This is a genomic window from Herbaspirillum sp. CAH-3, from assembly GCF_009668275.1.
Lineage (GTDB): Bacteria > Pseudomonadota > Gammaproteobacteria > Burkholderiales > Burkholderiaceae_D > Herbaspirillum > Herbaspirillum aquaticum.
In genome coordinates this window covers 57,726-75,558 of the sequence record NZ_VSWE01000001.1, presented here as the reverse complement: position 1 = coordinate 75,558, position 17,833 = coordinate 57,726, and the positions used below count along the sequence as shown (strand labels likewise).

Sequence of the window (17,833 nt, the reverse complement as noted above, 5' to 3'; positions counted from 1 at the left end):
CATGGGCCGCACTTGCCGGCCCTCCCCACACGAGGAGACACCAGATGGGCCACGCAGAGAGCCAGTTCGCCACCGCAGCCGCTACCAGCAACCCCGGCAACACCCACAACACCAGCGGCGACCTGTTCGACAACCCCATGGGCACCGACGGCTTCGAGTTCGTCGAGTACACCGCCGCCGACCCGGCCGGCATTGCCGCCGTACTGGAGCTGATGGGCTTCACGGCGGTGGCGCGCCACCGTTCCAAGAACGTCACCCTGTATCGCCAGGGCCAGATCAACTTCATCCTCAACGGCGAACCCGACAGCAATGCCGCCGCCTTCGCCCAGGTGCATGGCGCCTCGGTGAACGCCATGGCCTTCCGCGTCAAGGATGCGGCCCACGTGTACAAGCGTGCACTCGAACTCGGTGCCGAAGGCGTGGAAGCCAAGCTCGGGCCGATGGAACTGAACATTCCCGCCATCCGCGGCATCGGCGGCTCGCTCCTCTACCTGGTGGACCGCTATGGCGACAATGGCTCCATCTATGACGTCGACTTCCAGTTCTTCCCGGGCGTGGAGCGCAATCCCAAGGGCGTGGGCCTGACCTACATCGACCACCTGACCCACAACGTCATGCGGGGCGCCATGGACACCTGGTCGTCGTTCTACACGCGCCTGTTCAACTTCCGCGAGATCAAGTATTTCGACATCGAAGGCAAGGTCACCGGCCTGCGTTCGCGCGCCATGACCAGCCCCTGCGGCAAGATCCGCATCCCCATCAACGAGAGTGCCGACGACAAGTCGCAGATCGAGGAATTCATCAAGCAGTACAACGGCGAGGGCATCCAGCACATCGCCCTGGGCACCGACGACATCTACCAGACCGTGCGCGCCCTGTATGCACGCGGGGTACCGCTGCAGGACACCATCGCCACCTACTATGACCTGGTCGAACGCCGCATCCCCGGCCATGGCGAGGACCTGGCTGCCTTGCGTGAACTGAAGATCCTCATCGACGGTGCGCCCACGGCCGGCCAGGGCCTGCTGCTGCAGATCTTCACGCAGAACCTGATCGGGCCGGTGTTCTATGAAATCATCCAGCGCAAGGGCAATGACGGCTTTGGCGAAGGCAATTTCAAGGCCCTCTTCGAATCCATCGAGCTGGACCAGATGCGCCGTGGCGTGATCTGACCGACTGACTGCCTGGGACCACCCGCTGCGGGCCCGCCATCGTGCGGCCCGTACGTAAAAAGGCGCAGCACCCTGTACGGGGCTGCGCCTTTAAGTTTTTTTACTTTCCGTGGCTCAAGATGCGCGCGGGGCTGCCGTAAATCAAAGCGAAGGCTTTATCGCAGTCCCCTTGCGCCCCGTTGGGCTGGAGTTCGCATGAACGTCGCGTATGAACAAGAAAAACCTGTCCGCGCAGAAATCGCAGTGGCAGACACGCTGGACCATGACCCCACCGAGCTGGTGGCGCAACTGAGCCACCGCATCCTGATCCTGCAACAGCAGGCGCAGTCGCTGGCCCGCTTCCCGGCCAACCGGGACGGCAAGCAGCAGCGCCAGTTGCTGCAGCAGCAGATCCGCACGCTCTACCAGCAACTGTTTGCGCTGGAACAGCAGCAGGCGCAGCTGCGCCGCCGCAATGAAAACTATCTCAGCATGGCGCTCTCAGTAGCCGCCCACGCCGCCCACCACCACGCCCGCGGCGAGACGCTGGCGCCGGCGCTGTAACGCCACCGCACCTCAATAACGCAACCGCGACAGGCTCACCAGGCAAGCCGCGCCCGCCAGGGCAGCGGCAAAGCACAGCACCGGCGCGTACGGCGCCGCTGACACCCCCATGAGCATGGCCACCACCGAGGCCCCGACCGTCTGCCCGGTCAGGCGCGCCGTTCCCAGCATGCCGCTGGCGCCGCCGGTGCGCTCACGCGGCGCCGCACTGATCATGGTGCGGTTGTTGGGCGACTGGAACAGCCCGAAGCCCAAACCACAGACTGCAAACATGGCCAGCGTGACGCCATCGGGCGTGCTGCGGTCCACCGTCAGCAAGGCCAGCAATCCCAGACACATCACCGCCAGCCCGATCCCGCCCAGCAACCCTGCCGGGATGCGGTCCGAGAGCTTGCCGGCCACCACGCCGGTCAGCGCCACGGCTACCGGCCAGGCCGTGAGCAGCATGCCGGCGCGCGCCGCACTCATGCCCAGGTAGTCCTGCAGCATGAAGGGCAGCATCACGAAGACCGCCATCTGCGCCGCGAAGGAGCAGAACGAGGTGCCGATGGAGAGCGCAAACAGCGGTATGCGCAGCAAGTCCAGCGGCAACATGGGGGCGCTGGCGGACTGGAGCTTGAGCAGCAGGACAAGGCTGATGGCAGTGAGCAGCGCGCAGCCCGCCACCACCCAGCCACCCTGCAGGTGGCCCACGGCGTCGATGGTATAGAGCAGCAGGCCGATGAAGCCCATGCACAGCACGGCGCTCTGGGTGTCGAAGCGGCGCGGCGAGAGCGGGTTGGCCGGCAAGGCGCGGCTGCCCACGGCCAGCGCCGCCAGCCCGAGGGGAATATTGATCAGGAACAGCCAGTGCCAGGACGCCAGGTGCAGGATCAGGCCCGCCACGCCAGGACCCAGCGCATTGCCGGTGCCGGCCACCAGGGCGTTGTAGCCGATGGCCCGGCCCAGCTGCCGGGCCGGATAGATGAAGCGGATGAGCGCGGTATTGACCGACAGGATGCCGGCCGCACCCAGCCCCTGCAGCACCCGCGCCAGGCTCAGTTGCAGCATGTCGCCGCTGGCCGCGCACGCCAGCGAGGCCAGCGTGAAGAGGAACAGGCCGCCCAGGTAGACGCGCCGGTAGCCGATCACTTCCCCCAGCGACGCCAGCGGCAGCAGGCACACGGCCATGGCGATCTGGTAACTGTTGATGACCCAGATGGCATCGGCATTGCTGGCCTTGAGATCGGCGGCCATGGCCGGCAGCGCCAGGTTGGCGATGGAGCCATCGAGGACCGCCATGCTCAGGCCGAGCACCACGGTCGCAATGGCCAGCAGGCGCTGGCGCGGTGGCAGGCCGTCGTGGTCGTGGTCGTGGGAAGAGGAAGGCGGGACGGTAGTGACGGACATGATGCTGCTCGGCGTGCCGGGAAAGCGAAGTATGAAAAAAGGAACGGGCGCCGCAGCGCCCAGGTCGATGGTACCGTCAGCCCGCCTGGCGGAAGGCCGAGATGGGGGTCAGCTTCTTGTCGCGCGGAATGTTGAACTTGGTCTTGGGACCGAACCACTTGATCCACAGGGCATCGATCTGGCCGTCCTTTTCCAGCGCGACCAGTGCCTTGTTGACGGCGTCCAGCAGGCGGTGCTCGCCCTTCTTGACGCCCAGGGCGGTCGGCTCCCAGGCCAGTGCGCCTTCGACGAAGCGGAAGCGTCCGCCCGATTCATTGACGAAGCGGATCCCCGAGGGCATGGCCACGGCCATCGCATCGGCCTGCTTCTGGGCCAGGGCCAGGAAGGATTGCGGGGTCTCCGGGAAAGTCAGCAAGGTGGCCTTGCGCAGTACGCGCCGCACGGCCTGCTCCGGGGTGGAGCCGCGATTGGCGCTGATGCGCTTGCCTTCCAGGTCGGAGACCAGATTCAGTCCGGAATCGCTGTACACGAGCAGCTTGATCGGAGTCTGGTAATGCGACGCCGTGAAATCGATCTGGCGCGCCCGCTCGCGGGTATAGCCCAATGCGCCCGAGACCAGGTCGACCTCACCCTGGATCAGCGCCGGCAAACGGGCCTCCACGGTCAAACTGCGCTGGCGCATCTTCACACCCAGCTTGGCTGCAATGGCGCTGCACATGTCCACATCGAAACCGACGATCTGGCCGGTCTGCGGATCGGGGAAGCCCAGCGGCTCGTTGCTGGCCAGCGTGGCGCAGATCAGCGAGCCGCGCGCCTGGATCTCCTCCAGACGGTCGGCGTGAGCCGCAGCCGGAACAATCCAGGCACAGGCCAGCAGCAGGCCGCCCATGCCCAGTTGCTTCAGGTGCTGCGAAATCTTTTTCATGCTTTTCCTCATCGAGTGTCGAGGATAGCCCGAAACAATCCCGGATGTCACTCGCAGCAGACAATGGCAGACAAAACCGTTCATCTGGCACAAAAAAAGAGCCGCCCGCTGTGGCTGGGCGGCATCTGGTATGACATGTCCGGGTGCCGGGCTGCGCGGGTATCCGCTCAGCCGACCGTGCGCGCCGAGCGGCGGCGCCACCACACGGCGAGCACCAGCAGGGCCAGTACCAACAGCACCATCCCGCCACGCGCCAGCCACAACAGCGGCGAGGCTTCGCCCCCTGCCCGCAGCGTCTTGACGCGCTCCGCGCTGATGCTGACCTTGCTGCCGCCCAGGTCCTGCATGAGGTAATTGGTCACGGCCGCAATCTCTGCATCGTTCAAGGTATGGGCAAACCCGATCATGCCCTGTCCGTGTTCCGGCAGCACTCCTTCGAGGATGGCCATGGCGACATTGTCGGCATTGGGCTGGCGCAGCAGCGGATGCTGCTGCAGGGACGGCAGGCCGTTGAGGCCCTGCCCGCCCGTGTTGTGGCAGGAAGCGCAGTTGTTCATATAAACACGGGCACCCGCGCTCATGGCCGCCAGCGCCTGCGGCGTATCGTCGCCCTGCACCGGGGTCAGCGCCGCCGGTGCTGCGCTCGCTGCCGCCGGCGCTACCGCCTCGGCCGGGCCGGCCGGCAGGAGATAGGTGGCCATCGCTTCCAGATCGTCACGGGTCATGCGCGAGAAGCTCTTCTCGATGGCTTCCAGCATCGGCCCGCCTGCGGTGGCACCATTGGCGGCGTGGCCGGTCGCCAGGTAATCGGCCAGCATGGCGCGGGTCCAGGCCGGCTTGGCCTGCAGGGCGGTGGCGCTGATGTCGGGCGCGTACCAGGTCCCCAGCGAGGCGCCTTGCAGACGGCGATCCAGCTGCTCGGCCATGAGCACGTTGCGCGGTGTGTGGCAGGTGCTGCAATGGGCCAGGCCCTGCACCAGGTAGGCGCCACGATTCCACTGCGCCGATTGCGACGGGTCGGGTTCAAACGGCTTGCGATCCAGGAACAGCCAGTTCCACGCCTTCATCGACATGCGGATGTTGAAGGGGAACGGCAGTGCCGTGGCCGGTGCGGCCTGGTCCACCGGCTGTACGCCCTGCATGAAGTAGGCGTACAGCGCCGCAACATCCTCATCGGTCAGCCGCGCATAGGCGGTATAGGGCATCGCCGGATACAGGTTGCTGCCATCGGCGCGTACGCCGCGACGCAGCGCTGCGGCAAATTGCTCCTGCGTGTACTGGCCGATGCCGTGGGTCTTGGACGGCGTGATGTTGGTGCTGTAGATGGTGCCAAGCGGACTGCCGATGGCATGGCCGCCGCTGAACGGCGCGCGGCCCTTCTCGCTGTGGCAGGCGGCGCAGTCGCCGGCAATGGCCAGGTACTCGCCACGCTTGATCAACTGCGCGTCATCAACCGCATGGGCCACGGGCCCGATGCACAGCAGGCACAACATCGCCAGCAGGCGCTTGAAAGGCTTACGCATGGCGGCTCTCCTCGATGATCTTGTCGGCCGTACGCAGCGCCAGTGCCATCGCCGTCAGCGTGACATTGCAGGTACCGACCGTGGGCATGACGCCGGTGCCGACCATGAACAGGTTCTCGTGGTCATGTGCGCGGCCCCAGGCGTCGGTGACGCTGGTGGCCGGGTCCAGGCCCATGGAGAGCGTGCCGGTGATGTGCTGGCGATTGGAGAACGCCCCGCTCTTGCTGTGCTTGATGTTGGTCGCCCCCAGCTTGGCGGCAATGGCGTCGTAGGCGGCGCGGGTCTTCTCGGTCCCTTTGACGACGTAGTCGTCCACGTTCCAGTACAGGGCCGGGACGGGCAGGCCGAGTTCATCCTTCTTGTCGCCCAGCGTCACGCGGTTGTTGCGGTCGGGCAGCTGTTCCAGTGCGTTTTTGATGCTAAGGCGGCGGGCCGCGCGGAACAGGATCTGCTCTTCCAGGCGCTTGCCGAAGTAACCCTCGGCGAGCACTTCCTTGGTCACCGATGCCACCTGCGAGGCATTGGAAATATCGATGCGGAACGGCGCATGTTCAGCGCGGAATTCGCCGTCGCGGAACTGGCCGATGGAGCAAGGGCTGACCGGACCACGGCCAGGCCAGATTTCTTCATCGACATCGAAGGTCACGCCGATGGCCGGGTGGTCGCACAGGTTGCGGCCGACGTTGTCGCGGGCGTTGGCGATACCCTGCGGGAACTTGTCGCTCACCGACATCAACAGCAGCTTGGGTGTCTCGATGGCATTGGCCGCCAGCACGAAGGTCTGCGCGGTGATGCGGTGGCTGGCCTTGTTCCAGTCGTAATAATGGACGGCCGCAATGCGGCCTTTGTCGTCATGTTCCAGGCGATAGACCACGGCCTCGGTGATGACCTTCACGCCGCTGTCTTCGGCCTGCTGCGCGGCCAGTCCGCCGTGATACTGCGCATCGATGGGACACAGCGGCATGCAGTTGTTGTTGCCGCAGCAGGCCGGACGGCCGTCATAGTTGCGGCTGTTGCGGCCGGTGCTGTCGTCGAGCACGGTGAATTCCGGCGCCAGGCGCGCCGTCACGCGTTGCTGCAGCCACGAGGCCGGCACCCGCTCCATCGGGAAAGGATGCTTGCGCGGCGAGCCGCTCTCGGGCGAGCCGCCGACACCGGCGATGACCTCGGCCTGATAGTAATAGTCTTCCAGGTCGTCATAGCTGATGGGCCAGTCGCGGCCCACGCCATAGAGGCTGTGCTGGCGGAAGTCGTTGGGCACGTAGCGCCACAACTGCGCCGCCCAGTGCCAGCTGGTGCCGCCGAACATGCGGATGTACTGCGCATTGAAGGCATGCGGCCCCTTCTGCTGCAGGTAGCCGTTGGGCTCCGGCGTATAGCGCGGGTGCGGTGCCAGCGGCGAATACGGATACGGCGCCATGAAGTCGGACTTGAAGGCCGAACTGCGGAAGCGCTCGACCAGCTGATCGCGGCCCATGCGCGGGCCGGATTCCAGCAGCAGCACCGACTTGCCGGTCTTGGCCAGACGCGTGGCCAGCAAAGCGCCGGTCACGCCGGCGCCGATCACCACCACATCGGCGGAATTGGGATTGCTCATGGATGTCACTCTCGCAAATCAGGGCTGGCGCGACCAGCTGCCGCAGGGACCATAGGAAAAACTGGGCGGCACCAGCTTGCCGCTCACCAGTGCGTTGGAGAGCGTATTGATGTAGGTGACGTACTGGGCATTCTTGCCCTTGCCAACCACGCCGTCGTACCAGGCGCCCAGGATGACGCGGGCCAGCTTTTCGCTGTCGCCCTGCTCGGCCGGGAACGCCAGTCGCTCGCCCTGCAGCAGCGCCGGCTGGGCTTGCAGCAGGCCCTTGAGCGATTGCAGGCGCGTGGCCAGGTCTTTTTCGGTCTTGGACAAGGCCAGCAGCAGAGCCGCGCCCAGCTTGGGACTCAAATCCAGGCGTTCAGTCAGTTGCCGGGAAACCTGAAGGAAATCGTCTACCGGCACGGTCGCCGGATTGTTTTGCGCCGTGACCCGGTGCGGCAGGGACCAGAACAGGCCGGCAGCGCCGGCACCTGCCATCAGGCCCGCCACTTTCAGGACCCGGCGGCGTGTGGGGTGTGTCATTTCATCGTCCAGGAAAAAAGGCCCGCACGCATGCTCAGCATGCTGCGCCGTCGCGCCGGGGCCAGGATGGGCCGACATTCTACGCATTTTCTTGCTGCTCTGCAGCAAAGCCCCGCTTCCGCGCCGTGTTGCGGCCCCGAAAGCGCAACGGCCCGGCCATTTGCATGACCGGGCCGCGCTGCGCAGATGAGCTGCCGTGCTCAGCCGTGACCGAGGTAAGCCTTGCGCACGTCGCTGTTGGCCAGCAGGTTGGCGCCGGTATCGGACATCACCACATGGCCGTTTTCCAGCACATAGCCACGGTCGGCCACGCCCAGCGCCTTGTTGGCGTTCTGCTCGACCAGGAACACGGTCACGCCGCTGTCGCGGATGGTGCGGATGATCTCGAAGATCTGCGCAATCACCAACGGGGCCAGGCCCAGGGTGGGTTCATCGAGCAACAGCAGGCGCGGCTTGCTCATGAGGGCGCGGCCGATGGCCAGCATCTGCTGCTCGCCGCCCGACATGGTCCCGGCACGCTGCGCCGCGCGTTCCTTCAGGCGCGGGAAGAGTCCGAAGACATACGCGATGCCCTGCTCGATTTCCTCGTTGCTGGCGAAGAAGGCGCCCATCTTGAGGTTTTCCAGCACGGTCAGGCTGGGGAAGACGCGCCGGCCTTCCGGCGAAATCGCCAGGCCGCGACGCATGATCTCGTGGGTCGGCAGTTGGGTGATGTCCTGCCCTTCGAAGAGTACGCGGCCGCTGGAGGCGCGCGGACGGCCGCACAGCGTCATCAGGAGCGTGGTCTTGCCGGCACCGTTGGCACCGATCAAGGTGACGATCTCGCCTTTTTCCACCTTCAGCGATACGCCGTGCAGGGCCTCGATGGCGCCATAGTGGGTATGCACCTTGTCAAACTGCAGCATCATTCTTCTCCCAGGTAGGCCTTGATCACACGCTCGTCGCTGCGCACCTGTTCGGGCGTGCCGGTGACGATGGGCTTGCCGTGCTCCATGACCAGGATGCGGTCGGAGATGCCCATGATGAGGCTCATGTCGTGTTCGATCAGCAGCACGGCTACGCCGTGTTCGCGGCGCAGGCGGTCGATCAGCTGCGACAGCTCCTGCTTCTCCTGCGGGTTCAGGCCGGCCGCCGGTTCATCCAGCAGCAGCAGGCGCGGCTTGGTGATCATGCAGCGGGCGATTTCCACGCGGCGTTGCAGGCCATACGAGAGCGTGCCCGCCTCGCGGTTGGCCAGCGCCGTCAGGCCCAGCTGGTCCAGCCAGTAGGCCGCACGCTGCAATGCTTCCTGCTCGGACTTGCGGTAGGACGGGGTCTTCAGCAGCCCCGACAGCAGGTTGGTGTTGACCTGCTGGTGTTGCGCCACCAGCAGGTTTTCCACCACGGTCATGGATTTGAAGAGGCGGATGTTCTGGAAGGTGCGCACCAGGCCCTGCTGCGCCACCTGGTGGCTGGGCTGGCGGGCAATGGAGACGCCATCAAGCGCAATCTCGCCCGAAGTCGGCTGGTAGAAGCCGCTGATGCAGTTGAAGACGGTTGTCTTGCCGGCGCCGTTGGGGCCGATGATGGCGAAGACTTCGCGCTCCTGCACGGCCAGCGAGACGCCATCCACGGCCAAGAGGCCGCCGAAGCGCATCGACAGGTTCGATACTTCCAACATGGTTTTCACGATCGGGTTCATTGCGGCAGCTCCACATGCGGACGGGTGGCGGGAAGCAGTCCTTGCGGACGCCACATCATCATCAGCACCATCACCAGGCCGAAGATCAGCATGCGGTACTCGGCAAAGCTGCGCGCCACTTCCGGCAATACGGTCAGCAGGATCGCCGCCAGGATCACGCCCAGCTGCGAGCCCATGCCGCCCAGCACGACGATGGCCAGGATCAGGGCGGACTCGATGAAGGTGAAGGATTCCGGCGTCACCAGGCCCTGGCGGGCGGCGAAGAAGGAACCGGCCAGGCCGGCGAAGGCGGCACCGAGCGTGAAGGCCGAGAGCTTCACGCGGGTCGGGTTGATGCCCAGCGAGCGGCAGGCGATCTCATCTTCACGCAGGGCTTCCCACGCGCGGCCCATGGGCATGCGCAGCAGGCGGCTGGTGACGAACCAGGTAAAGAGCACCATCAGCAAGGCCAGGAAGTACAGGAAGATCACCATGTGGCCACCCTGGTAAGTCAGGCCGAACATCTGGTGGAAGGTGGTGCCGTCTTCGGTCAGCGGATTGCGCGCCATCACCACGCCGAATACGGTCGGCTTGGGGATGCCGGAGATGCCATCCGGGCCGCCGGTCAGGCTGGTCATGTTGTTGAGCAAGAGGCGAATGATTTCGCCAAAGCCCAGGGTGACGATGGCCAGGTAGTCACCGCGCAGGCGCAGCACCGGGAAGCCCAGCAGGAAGCCGAACAGCGCAGCCGCGGCAGCCGACAGCGGCACGCATTCCCAGAACGAGAGGCCGAAGTACTGGTTGCACAGCGCATAGGTGTAGGCACCCACGGCATAGAAGCCGACGTAACCCAGGTCCAGCAGGCCGGCGAAACCGACCACGATGTTCAGGCCCAGGCCCAGCACCACGTAGATCAGCGCCAGGGTCATCACGTCCACATAGCCGCGCGAGCCGAAGAAGGGCCACACCAGGGCGGCCATCAGCAGGATCAGGACGGCTGCGCGCTGCTGGCCCGGCTGCATGCGCGGCAGCGCCGGCAGCTTGATGCCGGCGCGGCTGCGCAAGAGCGCCGGCTTGGCCAGCTGGAACAGGAATACGGCCAGCACCGCCACCAGCACCGGGGTCCAGTGGGTGTTGAGGACCACGCGGTAGCCCTCCAGCTGCAGCTGCATGCCCAGCAGCGGGATGGTCAGTACGGCGGTCACCAGCGCCGCCGCCACGGCATTCTTGAAAGTCTCAGGCATCACGCCTCCTTGAATATGTCGTTGTCCGTCGAGCCGTGCGGGCTCAGACCTTTTCGATGTCGGGCTTGCCCAACAGGCCCGTGGGACGGAACAGCAGGATCAGCACCAGCAGCCCGAAGGACACCACGTCCTTGTATTCGGAAGGCAGGTAGCCGGCCGCGAAGGTCTCGGCCAGGCCCAGCAGCACGCCGCCCAGCATGGCGCCGGGAATGCTGCCGATGCCGCCCAGCACCGCCGCCGTGAAAGCCTTGATGCCGGCGATGAAGCCGATGTAGGGATTGAGCTTGCCGATGGTCAGGGCAATGAGCACGCCGCCGACGGCCGCCAGCATCGCGCCCAGGACGAAGGTGAATGAAATCACCTTGTTGGTATCGATGCCGAGCAAGTTGGCCATGCCCATGTCTTCAGCGCAGGCGCGGCAGGCGCGGCCCATGCGCGAGCGCGCGATGAACAGCGTCAGGGCCACCATCAGCACCAGCGTCACGCCCACGATGACCATGCGCGAATACGGCACGGTGACCGTGAAGTCGCTGCCCATCTGGAACTCCAGCGCGCCCGAGATCAGCACCGGCACCGACATGTCGCGTGCGCCCTGGCCGATCTGCACGTAGTTCTGCAGGAAGATGGACATGCCGATGGCCGAGATCAGCGGCACCAGGCGCGGGCCGCCACGCAGCGGACGATAGGCCACGCGTTCGACGGTCCAGCCGTAGAGGCCGGTCACCAGCACCGAGACGATCAGCGCGCCACCCAGCAGCAGCGGCAAGGGATAGCCGGACTGCACGCCGATGGCCGTCAAGGTCACCAGGCCGACGTAGGAGGCGATCATGTAGATCTCGCCGTGGGCGAAGTTGATCATGCCGATGATGCCGTAGACCATGGTGTAGCCGATGGCGATCAAGGCATAGATCGCGCCCAGCGAGAGCCCGTTGACGAGCTGCTGGGTCAGTTGAGGGAGCAATTCATTCATGAGGGAACCCATAAAGTGGAAATGCCCCATTCCGACTGCAATGGGGCATTTCGCGGTTTGACGTCAGGTCAGACAGTCACGCCAGCGATTCGGGGCGAATCACTTGGCTTCGGTCTTGGTGGCGTCCTTGTGCCAGGTGAAGACGACGAACTTGAAGGCCTTCAGGTCGCCCTTCTTGTCGTATTCGACGTTGCCGATGGGGGTCTTGAAGCTGTTGCCGTGGATGTAGGCAGCGACCTTGTCCGGATCGGTGGACTTGGCGCCGGTGATGGCGTCGGCAATGATCTTCACGGCCGAGTAGGCCGGCATCTGGAACGGGCCGTTGGCATCACGCTTGGCCGCAGCGAAGGCCTTGACCAGGGCGGCGTTGGCCGGGTCGGCGGCGAAGTCGGCCGGCAGGGTCACCAGCATGCCTTCGGAGGCCGGGCCGGCGATGGCGGTGATGTCCTTGTTGCCCACGCCTTCGGGGCCCATGAAGACGGCCTTGACGCCTTGCTCACGCGCCTGGCGCATGATCAGGCCCATTTCCGGGTGGTAGCCGCCGAAGTAGACGAAGTCCACGCCCTGCGACTTCAACTTGGTGACGATGGCCGAGTAATCGCTGTCACCGGCGTTGATGCCTTCGAACACCACCACCGGCACCTTGGCCGCATCCAGCGCCGACTTCACCGACGAGGCCACGCCCTGGCCGTAGGACTGCTTGTCGTGCAGCACGGCGACCTTCTTGGGCTTGAGCTTCTCGATGACGTAGCGGGCAGCGGCAGGACCTTGCTGGTCGTCGCGGCCGATGGTGCGGAAGATGAACTTGTGCGGCTTGGCTTCGGTCAGCTGCGGTGCGGTCGCCGACGGGGTGATCATGACCACGCCTTCGTTCTCGTAGATGTCCGAGGCGGGGATGGTGGAGCCGGAGCAGACGTGACCGATCACGTACTTGATGCCCTGGCTGACGATCTTGTTGGCCACGGCCACGGCCTGCTTGGGTTCGCAGGCGTCATCCATCATGACGGCTTCGAACTTGTTGCCGTTGGCGCCGCCGGCGGCGTTGATCTGTTCGATGGCGGTGAGGGCACCGGCCTTGACCATGTCGCCGTACTGGGCCACGGCACCGGTCAAGGGACCGGCGATGGCGATCTTGACGGTTTCGGCGTGGGCCACGCCGGCGAAGGCGGCAAAGGTGGCGGCGGCCAGGGCGATCTTGGTCAGACGGCTTGCAAACTTCATTGTCGTTTCCTCCAGGATGGAACGGATTCAAGAGGCGCCGTTACCTGGCCAGCAGGCCGGCGCGCGTAGGGTTGTGGATACCTGACCCCGTTTTACGGGAGGCTGGCCGCAACATGGGGGCAGAGTGTAACACTGCCGTCATATGGGGCAACTTTTTTTTGAAATTTCGTCATACCCCATCATTTATGCGCTGTCGTCTTCGATTTTTCGCACATTTCATGCTGTTTTTGTTCATTTTCCCATATTCGGTGCAAGTCCGCACTGCAGCATGATCGAATTCGGTGCATGGGTCGCAAAGCCTTGACGGGACTGGATTTGCGGCCAAATCCGGATTTCCCGTGGCAAGCCCGGCTTGCGGCATTTACAATACCGCCTCGCCCTCCGCATTCCCGCAGAACAAGACCTGGTTTCGATGCTTCGCTCCCCTCTTTTCCCCTCCCGCCACCTGCGCCCTGCCCTCCTGCGACTGCTGGCCACCGCGAGCCTGATGGCCGGACTTGGGCTGGGAGGCGCCAGCCCGCAGGCACAGGCGGCCGAGGTGCGCCAGTACCAGTATCACCAGGTCTTCATCAGCACCTGTCGCGCCGATCCGCGCAGCGACACCATCCGCATGTACTGGAAGGACGCCAGCGGCACGCCGCTGGGCAACTTCAGCCGGCTGGACGCGCATCTGCGCAGCCAGGGGCAGGAGATGGTCTGCGCCACCAATGCCGGCATCTATGACAAGCAGTTGCAGCCGCTGGGCCTGTACGTGGAAGGCGGCAACCAGCTGCGCCGCCTCAATACGCGCAAGAACGCGTATGGCAATTTCTACCTGCAGCCCAATGGGGTCTTCGTATTGAGCGAGCGCCAGGCCTACATCGTCGAGACCTCCGACTATGAAGCCGAACTGGGCCTGTGGAACGGCGTGACGCGCTATGCCACGCAATCCGGACCGCTGATGATCGTGGACGGCAAGATCAATCCGCGCTTCGATCCCGAGTCAGCCAATACGGTGGTGCGCAATGCGGTATGCCTGGATGCGGCCGGCATCGTCACGCTGGCCATCGCGCGCAATCCGATCAGCTTCTACGATTTCGCCAGTTTCCTTCGTGATGAACTCAAGTGCAGTGACGCCTTGTACCTCGATGGGAGCATCTCGCGCATGTATCCGACGCTGGAAGCCAATATGGGGCCGGCGTTCGGGGCCATGATTGCGGTGGTGAAGGGGCATGGGGGGAAGTAGCTGGAACGGAGGATCTCTCGCACTGCGCCCCAAGATTCAAAGCAAATGACGCAAACTCAAAAGCCTGAGCCCGGTGCAATACCGGACTCAGGCCTTGGCAGATCGCTTGCGGACGCGTTCGCCTTTGCTGCGCCGTTCACTTCCGATACGTTTCAGCTCACTACGCTTTGTGAGTCATGTTCGGAGGCGCGTAGATGGCGGAGAATGACATCTCCCACTTCAGGCCTTTGCAACAGCTCAGCCAAGACGCTTTCGAGTGCATCCCTATCTTCACAATAAAACTGACGCTCTGGCAGGACAAGCTTGCAGGGATAACCGCCAGGATCCTCTGACCAGCGGGCGATTTCGGTACTGGGCGTGTTTTCGGACACGATGGCAAGCCCGAGGTGTTGCTCCCGATTGAAGTAGGGGGACATACCCGAACCAAACCTTGGTAAGTCGAGAAACATCTCTCGCCTCAGCCCTACTCTTCCTTTGGTGATCTCAGACAATTCTTCATTCAAGGTCTCGAATACGGAATCGATTTCAGCCTTGAGAAGCCGAGCATTCTGGGCCGCATCAAGCCCCTTTTCAATGGAAGCCGCGAACTTTTTCATGGTCAAGCCTTTTCAATAACGCCGATCACGGGAAGATGGTCAAAACTGGTTTTTGCCCTGCGAACTATGTCGGTAAAAAACGGAACATCCAGAATCTGGACCAGGTCTTCACAAAGGTGCCAGGACGTCTTTCCCAAAAATGAAGACGAAAAAATGATCTGGTCAAATGTTTTCCACCTGGCGGATTCGCCACCACGGTAATAGCAACTACCAGAATGAGAGCTCATCACCTGTGACGCCTGGCGATAAGGGTTGGAGCAGCCCAACAATCGCCAGAAGGGGTTGTACAAAAGATGAGATTTCCTGGCAGCCAAAGCCCTGTCCCTGGTGGCCATTAAATGATTCGACAAAGGCGCATCGAATGGCTCGTCGTTGAAATCCCCCAGGATGATGACGTATTGCTGATGCTCATCAAATCTGGTTTCTTTCACCGCGTCTCGCAAACGAATACCTAGAAAATCCCGATAGGGATGATCTTCGGAAGTATGAATCCGGCTGGGCCAGTGGGAGACAAAGAGATGAATGATCGTTTCGTTGTCGCATACGCCAAAATCAAATCTCTGTGCGACCTTGAAATGGCGCTGGCCTTTTTGCGCCACCAGATCCTTGTTATCCAAGGCAACCAAGGTGTCCGTGCGAAACAGAACGCAGGTATCAAACGAGGTCCGTCCCACGGGTCTGATGCCATCTATCAGGCCATAACCGCGCGCTACCCAGATATCTTCCAGACGCGCAATGTCTTCGGTGGAAATTTCTCCGAGGCAGATGGCATCGGGCCGGATGTCATGACATATCAAGTCGAGCAGGTCGAATGCAATTGACTGCGCCAGCGTGGTCGATTTATTGGGGTCAGCAGGGCGGGACAGGCTGGTATTCCACCAAACAAAAGTAAGTTTCATTTCGCCGAGGTTGAGAGGCTCTCACCAAGGAGATGGGCGAACGCATGAGACGCGTCGGAGCGTCGATGATAGCGGTGACGCGGTTCCGCATTCCATCGGCCGAATTGGAGATTTTGCGTGACATTGCAGCACAGACCTGCACGGGAAAGCCAGCACTGCTGCCCCAAACAGCGGCGCCTGCCTTGCGCAAGACAAAAAAAAGCCCGCAGCCAATGAACTGCGGGCAAGTTCCCTATCAAGAGGGAGGTTGAAGGAACAGTTCAACCACCTGTACGACTGCAAGCCGCAAAAAAAAGTTCGGAAAGATTTTTCCAGGAAACGTGACATGCCCCCCTGTAGGCCAGCTGTCCTGCACGATCCTTCATATTCCCGCCATATGCACGCTTTCCAGACCCAAAAGAAAACGCCGCGATAGTTGCCCGTCGCGGCGTATGCAGTGCTGTTCCCACTGCGGGAGATGGTGCGGCTGGTGCCGTTCTTGTTGGCTCTTGTTGTGAGGCGTTTACTTTTGCGTACCGCTGTCGCCAGAGGCAGCCGGGGTGCTCGGCGTGGCGGCCGACGAATCCGAAGGCGTAGTCGGGGTCGGGGTCGCCGGGGTCGCGGTCGAGCCCGCAGCCGTACCGGAATCAGCCGGTGCCGGGGTGGTCGGGGTGCTGCTTGCCGGTGCCGGTTCGGATGCGGCCGGCGGGGTGGCGGCAGGCGTTGCAGGCGCTTCGTCGCGCTTGTTGCAACCAGCCAGCACAGCAGTGAACACGGCGGCAGCCAAGAGGGTGTGGCGAATCTTCATATGTTGCCTCCTAAAATTGTTGAGGGGGGATTTGTCGAATTGCGGTCTGCCAAGCACAGAGCGCATGCTTGCCGACGTTCGACAGCTTCTGTACACCGATTATTCCCGCTCCGGGCGCTGCCGGATGTCAGAAAACGGCGCATCTTGATGTCAGCCATCGCAGGCAATATGTCAATGATGACAACACTTTTTGACCAGAAAACCCGTATCATCCCCTCCCATGACGACCCTCTCCGCCCGCTTCCCTGCCCTCGCTTGCCCGTCCCTGCTGCACGCGCTTGCCGCGCCCGCCACCGTGCTGGCCCTGGCGCTGCCCATGGTGGCCCGGGCCGACATCACGCCGGTCTCGCCGGCCCAGTGCGCGCGGATGCAGTCCGGCAAGGTCATCACCAGCGCCAACCCGGTCCCCTGCTCGCGGCTGGCCACGGTCAGTTTCGACTACACCGATTTCGACGGGGCCACCCGCCAGGGCAGCGTGGTGGTGCTCGACGCGCTGGCACCGCAGGTGGAGGCACTGTTCGGTGAACTGCTGCTGCGGTCCTTCCCGCTGGCCGGCGCGCAGGGGCTGGAGGCCTATGACGGCGACGACCAGCGCTCCATGGCCGCCAACAACAGTTCGGCCTTCAATGGCCGGCCCATGACGGGCGGCGGTGGCTGGTCCAAGCACGCCTACGGCGCGGCCATCGACATCAATCCGCTGCAGAACCCTTATGTGAGCAAGGCCGGCAGCCCGGAACAGGAAGTCCTGCCGCCGCAGGGCGCGGCCTACCTGCAGCGCGCGCCGCTGCAGCCGGGCATGGCCGAGGACGTGGTCAGCGTGTTTTATGAGCACGGCTTCCTGGTCTGGGGCGGCCAGTGGAAACAACCCATCGATTACCAGCACTTCGAGATCGGCAGCCGCAGTTTCATCCAGAAACTGGCCAGCCTGCCCAAAGCCCAGGCGCGCGCCGAGTTTGAACGCTATGTGACGCGCTATCGCCAGTGCGCCCATCCGTCTGCGCCATCCACGGCCAGTGCGGCCACGCCCGCCGATGACGATGCGCCCGAAGACACCCGCCTGCGCGACCAGTGCGCCGCACGCTTGCGCAAGTAAGCAGACCTCGGCTCACGTCGAACAGGTAAAGATGCGCAAGTTTCGGTAAACCGGCGCAGCAGCCTCATGGTGCGCCCCTATACTGCCCCGGCAATACCGGTCTGGGCGCTGGCCCGGGGGACAGCCTTATTTGAGGAGTGCACGCATGTCGATCAATTCCATTTCCGCCGTCTATCACGGCAACGCACCAGCCGGCGGCCAGCAGGCTGCGAAGAAGCCGGCCGTCAATTTCAATGACGTCCTGAAAGCCGCCGGACAGTCCACCCAAGTGGCCCAGTCCACTACCGCACAACCCAGCAGTACAGATACCAGCACCTTCACCACGACACCGACCCGCACGGTGTAAGCGACGCGACCCTGCTCGCCATGACAAAGGCCGGACAGTGCACAAACACTGTCCGGCCTTTTTACTGACACTCCGGGAAACTGGCCCGGTACAGCTATACTGCGACCTCAGACGCCACCCG

General features: G+C 63.6%; 18 protein-coding genes. 5 read left to right on the top strand and 13 right to left on the bottom strand.

Annotated elements, in window-relative coordinates:
* The first annotated feature begins 44 nt into the window (after positions 1-44).
* On the top strand, positions 45-1,172 hold the full coding sequence (gene hppD, locus FYB76_RS00375; protein ID WP_154132313.1) for a 4-hydroxyphenylpyruvate dioxygenase: 1,128 nt from the start codon (positions 45-47) through the stop codon (positions 1,170-1,172).
* A gap of 195 nt (positions 1,173-1,367) precedes the next feature.
* The gene (locus FYB76_RS00370; RefSeq protein WP_088754108.1) at positions 1,368-1,715 is read left to right on the top strand and encodes a FlxA-like family protein; all 348 of its coding nucleotides are present in this window, start codon (positions 1,368-1,370) and stop codon (positions 1,713-1,715) included.
* A gap of 12 nt (positions 1,716-1,727) precedes the next feature.
* On the opposite strand, the gene FYB76_RS00365 is transcribed toward FYB76_RS00370, so the two are convergent.
* From FYB76_RS00365 to FYB76_RS00320, 10 genes are all read right to left on the bottom strand, one after another.
* Positions 1,728-3,104: an MFS transporter gene (locus tag FYB76_RS00365; RefSeq protein ID WP_154132312.1), complete on the bottom strand. Its 1,377-nt coding sequence runs from the start codon at positions 3,102-3,104 to the stop codon at positions 1,728-1,730.
* 76 nt (positions 3,105-3,180) lie between these two features.
* On the bottom strand, positions 3,181-4,029 hold the full coding sequence (locus tag FYB76_RS00360; protein WP_154132311.1) for an ABC transporter substrate-binding protein: 849 nt from the start codon (positions 4,027-4,029) through the stop codon (positions 3,181-3,183).
* A 167-nt stretch (positions 4,030-4,196) separates the two neighbouring features.
* Positions 4,197-5,552 carry a cytochrome c gene (locus FYB76_RS00355; RefSeq protein WP_154132310.1) on the bottom strand — a complete coding sequence of 452 codons (1,356 nt, stop codon included), beginning with the start codon at positions 5,550-5,552 and terminating at the stop codon, positions 4,197-4,199.
* Positions 5,545-7,149: a GMC family oxidoreductase gene (locus FYB76_RS00350; protein ID WP_154132309.1), complete on the bottom strand. Its 1,605-nt coding sequence runs from the start codon at positions 7,147-7,149 to the stop codon at positions 5,545-5,547. The genes FYB76_RS00355 and FYB76_RS00350 overlap by 8 nt, the downstream gene beginning before the upstream one ends.
* 18 nt (positions 7,150-7,167) lie before the next feature.
* Positions 7,168-7,671: a sugar dehydrogenase complex small subunit gene (locus FYB76_RS00345; protein WP_154132308.1), complete on the bottom strand. Its 504-nt coding sequence runs from the start codon at positions 7,669-7,671 to the stop codon at positions 7,168-7,170.
* Between the two features lie 200 nt (positions 7,672-7,871).
* Positions 7,872-8,576, bottom strand: coding sequence for an ABC transporter ATP-binding protein (locus FYB76_RS00340; RefSeq protein WP_088754103.1), 705 nt, complete (start codon positions 8,574-8,576; stop codon positions 7,872-7,874).
* Positions 8,576-9,352, bottom strand: a complete 777-nt coding sequence (gene livG, locus FYB76_RS00335; protein ID WP_154132307.1) for a high-affinity branched-chain amino acid ABC transporter ATP-binding protein LivG — start codon at positions 9,350-9,352, stop codon at positions 8,576-8,578. Before livG ends, FYB76_RS00340 begins: the two co-directional genes overlap by 1 nt.
* A complete protein-coding gene (locus FYB76_RS00330; protein ID WP_088754102.1) occupies positions 9,349-10,575 on the bottom strand; it encodes a high-affinity branched-chain amino acid ABC transporter permease LivM in 1,227 nt (408 codons plus the stop codon). The genes livG and FYB76_RS00330 overlap by 4 nt, the downstream gene beginning before the upstream one ends.
* Positions 10,576-10,618: 43 nt before the next feature.
* Positions 10,619-11,545 carry a high-affinity branched-chain amino acid ABC transporter permease LivH gene (gene livH / locus FYB76_RS00325; protein WP_034350126.1) on the bottom strand — a complete coding sequence of 309 codons (927 nt, stop codon included), beginning with the start codon at positions 11,543-11,545 and terminating at the stop codon, positions 10,619-10,621.
* Positions 11,546-11,644: 99 nt separating this feature from the next.
* Positions 11,645-12,766 carry a branched-chain amino acid ABC transporter substrate-binding protein gene (locus tag FYB76_RS00320; protein WP_088754101.1) on the bottom strand — a complete coding sequence of 374 codons (1,122 nt, stop codon included), beginning with the start codon at positions 12,764-12,766 and terminating at the stop codon, positions 11,645-11,647.
* A gap of 412 nt (positions 12,767-13,178) precedes the next feature.
* On the opposite strand from FYB76_RS00320, the gene FYB76_RS00315 reads away from it, so the two are divergent.
* Positions 13,179-13,991 (top strand): phosphodiester glycosidase family protein, encoded by an 813-nt coding sequence (locus FYB76_RS00315; RefSeq protein ID WP_145602956.1) that lies wholly within the window; start codon positions 13,179-13,181, stop codon positions 13,989-13,991.
* A gap of 152 nt (positions 13,992-14,143) precedes the next feature.
* Here the strand turns inward: FYB76_RS00315 and FYB76_RS00310 are convergent, their stop codons facing one another.
* The 3 genes from FYB76_RS00310 to FYB76_RS00300 form a co-directional block, all read right to left on the bottom strand.
* Positions 14,144-14,587: a hypothetical protein gene (locus FYB76_RS00310; protein ID WP_154132306.1), complete on the bottom strand. Its 444-nt coding sequence runs from the start codon at positions 14,585-14,587 to the stop codon at positions 14,144-14,146.
* Between the two features lie 2 nt (positions 14,588-14,589).
* Positions 14,590-15,486 (bottom strand): endonuclease/exonuclease/phosphatase family protein, encoded by an 897-nt coding sequence (locus FYB76_RS00305; protein ID WP_154132305.1) that lies wholly within the window; start codon positions 15,484-15,486, stop codon positions 14,590-14,592.
* Between the two features lie 502 nt (positions 15,487-15,988).
* The gene (locus tag FYB76_RS00300) at positions 15,989-16,273 is read right to left on the bottom strand and encodes a hypothetical protein (protein WP_154132304.1); all 285 of its coding nucleotides are present in this window, start codon (positions 16,271-16,273) and stop codon (positions 15,989-15,991) included.
* Positions 16,274-16,493: 220 nt separating this feature from the next.
* Between FYB76_RS00300 and FYB76_RS00295 the strand changes: the two genes are divergently transcribed.
* Positions 16,494-17,366 carry a M15 family metallopeptidase gene (locus FYB76_RS00295; RefSeq protein ID WP_088754097.1) on the top strand — a complete coding sequence of 291 codons (873 nt, stop codon included), beginning with the start codon at positions 16,494-16,496 and terminating at the stop codon, positions 17,364-17,366.
* A gap of 145 nt (positions 17,367-17,511) precedes the next feature.
* A complete protein-coding gene (locus FYB76_RS00290; RefSeq protein ID WP_154132303.1) occupies positions 17,512-17,712 on the top strand; it encodes a hypothetical protein in 201 nt (66 codons plus the stop codon).
* The last annotated feature ends 121 nt before the right edge of the window (positions 17,713-17,833 follow it).

What these genes read in the sequence shown, in the direction of transcription:
- livH (WP_034350126.1), bottom strand. Translation starts at nt 11,545, where the DNA reads ATGAATGAATTGCTCCCTCAACTGACCCAGCAGCTCGTCAACGGGCTC.
- FYB76_RS00365 (WP_154132312.1), bottom strand. Translation starts at nt 3,104, where the DNA reads ATGTCCGTCACTACCGTCCCGCCTTCCTCTTCCCACGACCACGACCAC.
- FYB76_RS00320 (WP_088754101.1), bottom strand. Translation starts at nt 12,766, where the DNA reads ATGAAGTTTGCAAGCCGTCTGACCAAGATCGCCCTGGCCGCCGCCACC.
- FYB76_RS00315 (WP_145602956.1), top strand. Translation starts at nt 13,179, where the DNA reads ATGCTTCGCTCCCCTCTTTTCCCCTCCCGCCACCTGCGCCCTGCCCTC.
- FYB76_RS00330 (WP_088754102.1), bottom strand. Translation starts at nt 10,575, where the DNA reads ATGCCTGAGACTTTCAAGAATGCCGTGGCGGCGGCGCTGGTGACCGCC.
- FYB76_RS00355 (WP_154132310.1), bottom strand. Translation starts at nt 5,552, where the DNA reads ATGCGTAAGCCTTTCAAGCGCCTGCTGGCGATGTTGTGCCTGCTGTGC.
- FYB76_RS00295 (WP_088754097.1), top strand. Translation starts at nt 16,494, where the DNA reads ATGACGACCCTCTCCGCCCGCTTCCCTGCCCTCGCTTGCCCGTCCCTG.
- FYB76_RS00360 (WP_154132311.1), bottom strand. Translation starts at nt 4,029, where the DNA reads ATGAAAAAGATTTCGCAGCACCTGAAGCAACTGGGCATGGGCGGCCTG.
- FYB76_RS00340 (WP_088754103.1), bottom strand. Translation starts at nt 8,576, where the DNA reads ATGCTGCAGTTTGACAAGGTGCATACCCACTATGGCGCCATCGAGGCC.
- FYB76_RS00370 (WP_088754108.1), top strand. Translation starts at nt 1,368, where the DNA reads ATGAACGTCGCGTATGAACAAGAAAAACCTGTCCGCGCAGAAATCGCA.
- FYB76_RS00290 (WP_154132303.1), top strand. Translation starts at nt 17,512, where the DNA reads ATGTCGATCAATTCCATTTCCGCCGTCTATCACGGCAACGCACCAGCC.
- FYB76_RS00345 (WP_154132308.1), bottom strand. Translation starts at nt 7,671, where the DNA reads ATGACACACCCCACACGCCGCCGGGTCCTGAAAGTGGCGGGCCTGATG.
- livG (WP_154132307.1), bottom strand. Translation starts at nt 9,352, where the DNA reads ATGAACCCGATCGTGAAAACCATGTTGGAAGTATCGAACCTGTCGATG.
- FYB76_RS00310 (WP_154132306.1), bottom strand. Translation starts at nt 14,587, where the DNA reads ATGAAAAAGTTCGCGGCTTCCATTGAAAAGGGGCTTGATGCGGCCCAG.
- FYB76_RS00305 (WP_154132305.1), bottom strand. Translation starts at nt 15,486, where the DNA reads ATGAAACTTACTTTTGTTTGGTGGAATACCAGCCTGTCCCGCCCTGCT.
- FYB76_RS00350 (WP_154132309.1), bottom strand. Translation starts at nt 7,149, where the DNA reads ATGAGCAATCCCAATTCCGCCGATGTGGTGGTGATCGGCGCCGGCGTG.
- hppD (WP_154132313.1), top strand. Translation starts at nt 45, where the DNA reads ATGGGCCACGCAGAGAGCCAGTTCGCCACCGCAGCCGCTACCAGCAAC.
- FYB76_RS00300 (WP_154132304.1), bottom strand. Translation starts at nt 16,273, where the DNA reads ATGAAGATTCGCCACACCCTCTTGGCTGCCGCCGTGTTCACTGCTGTG.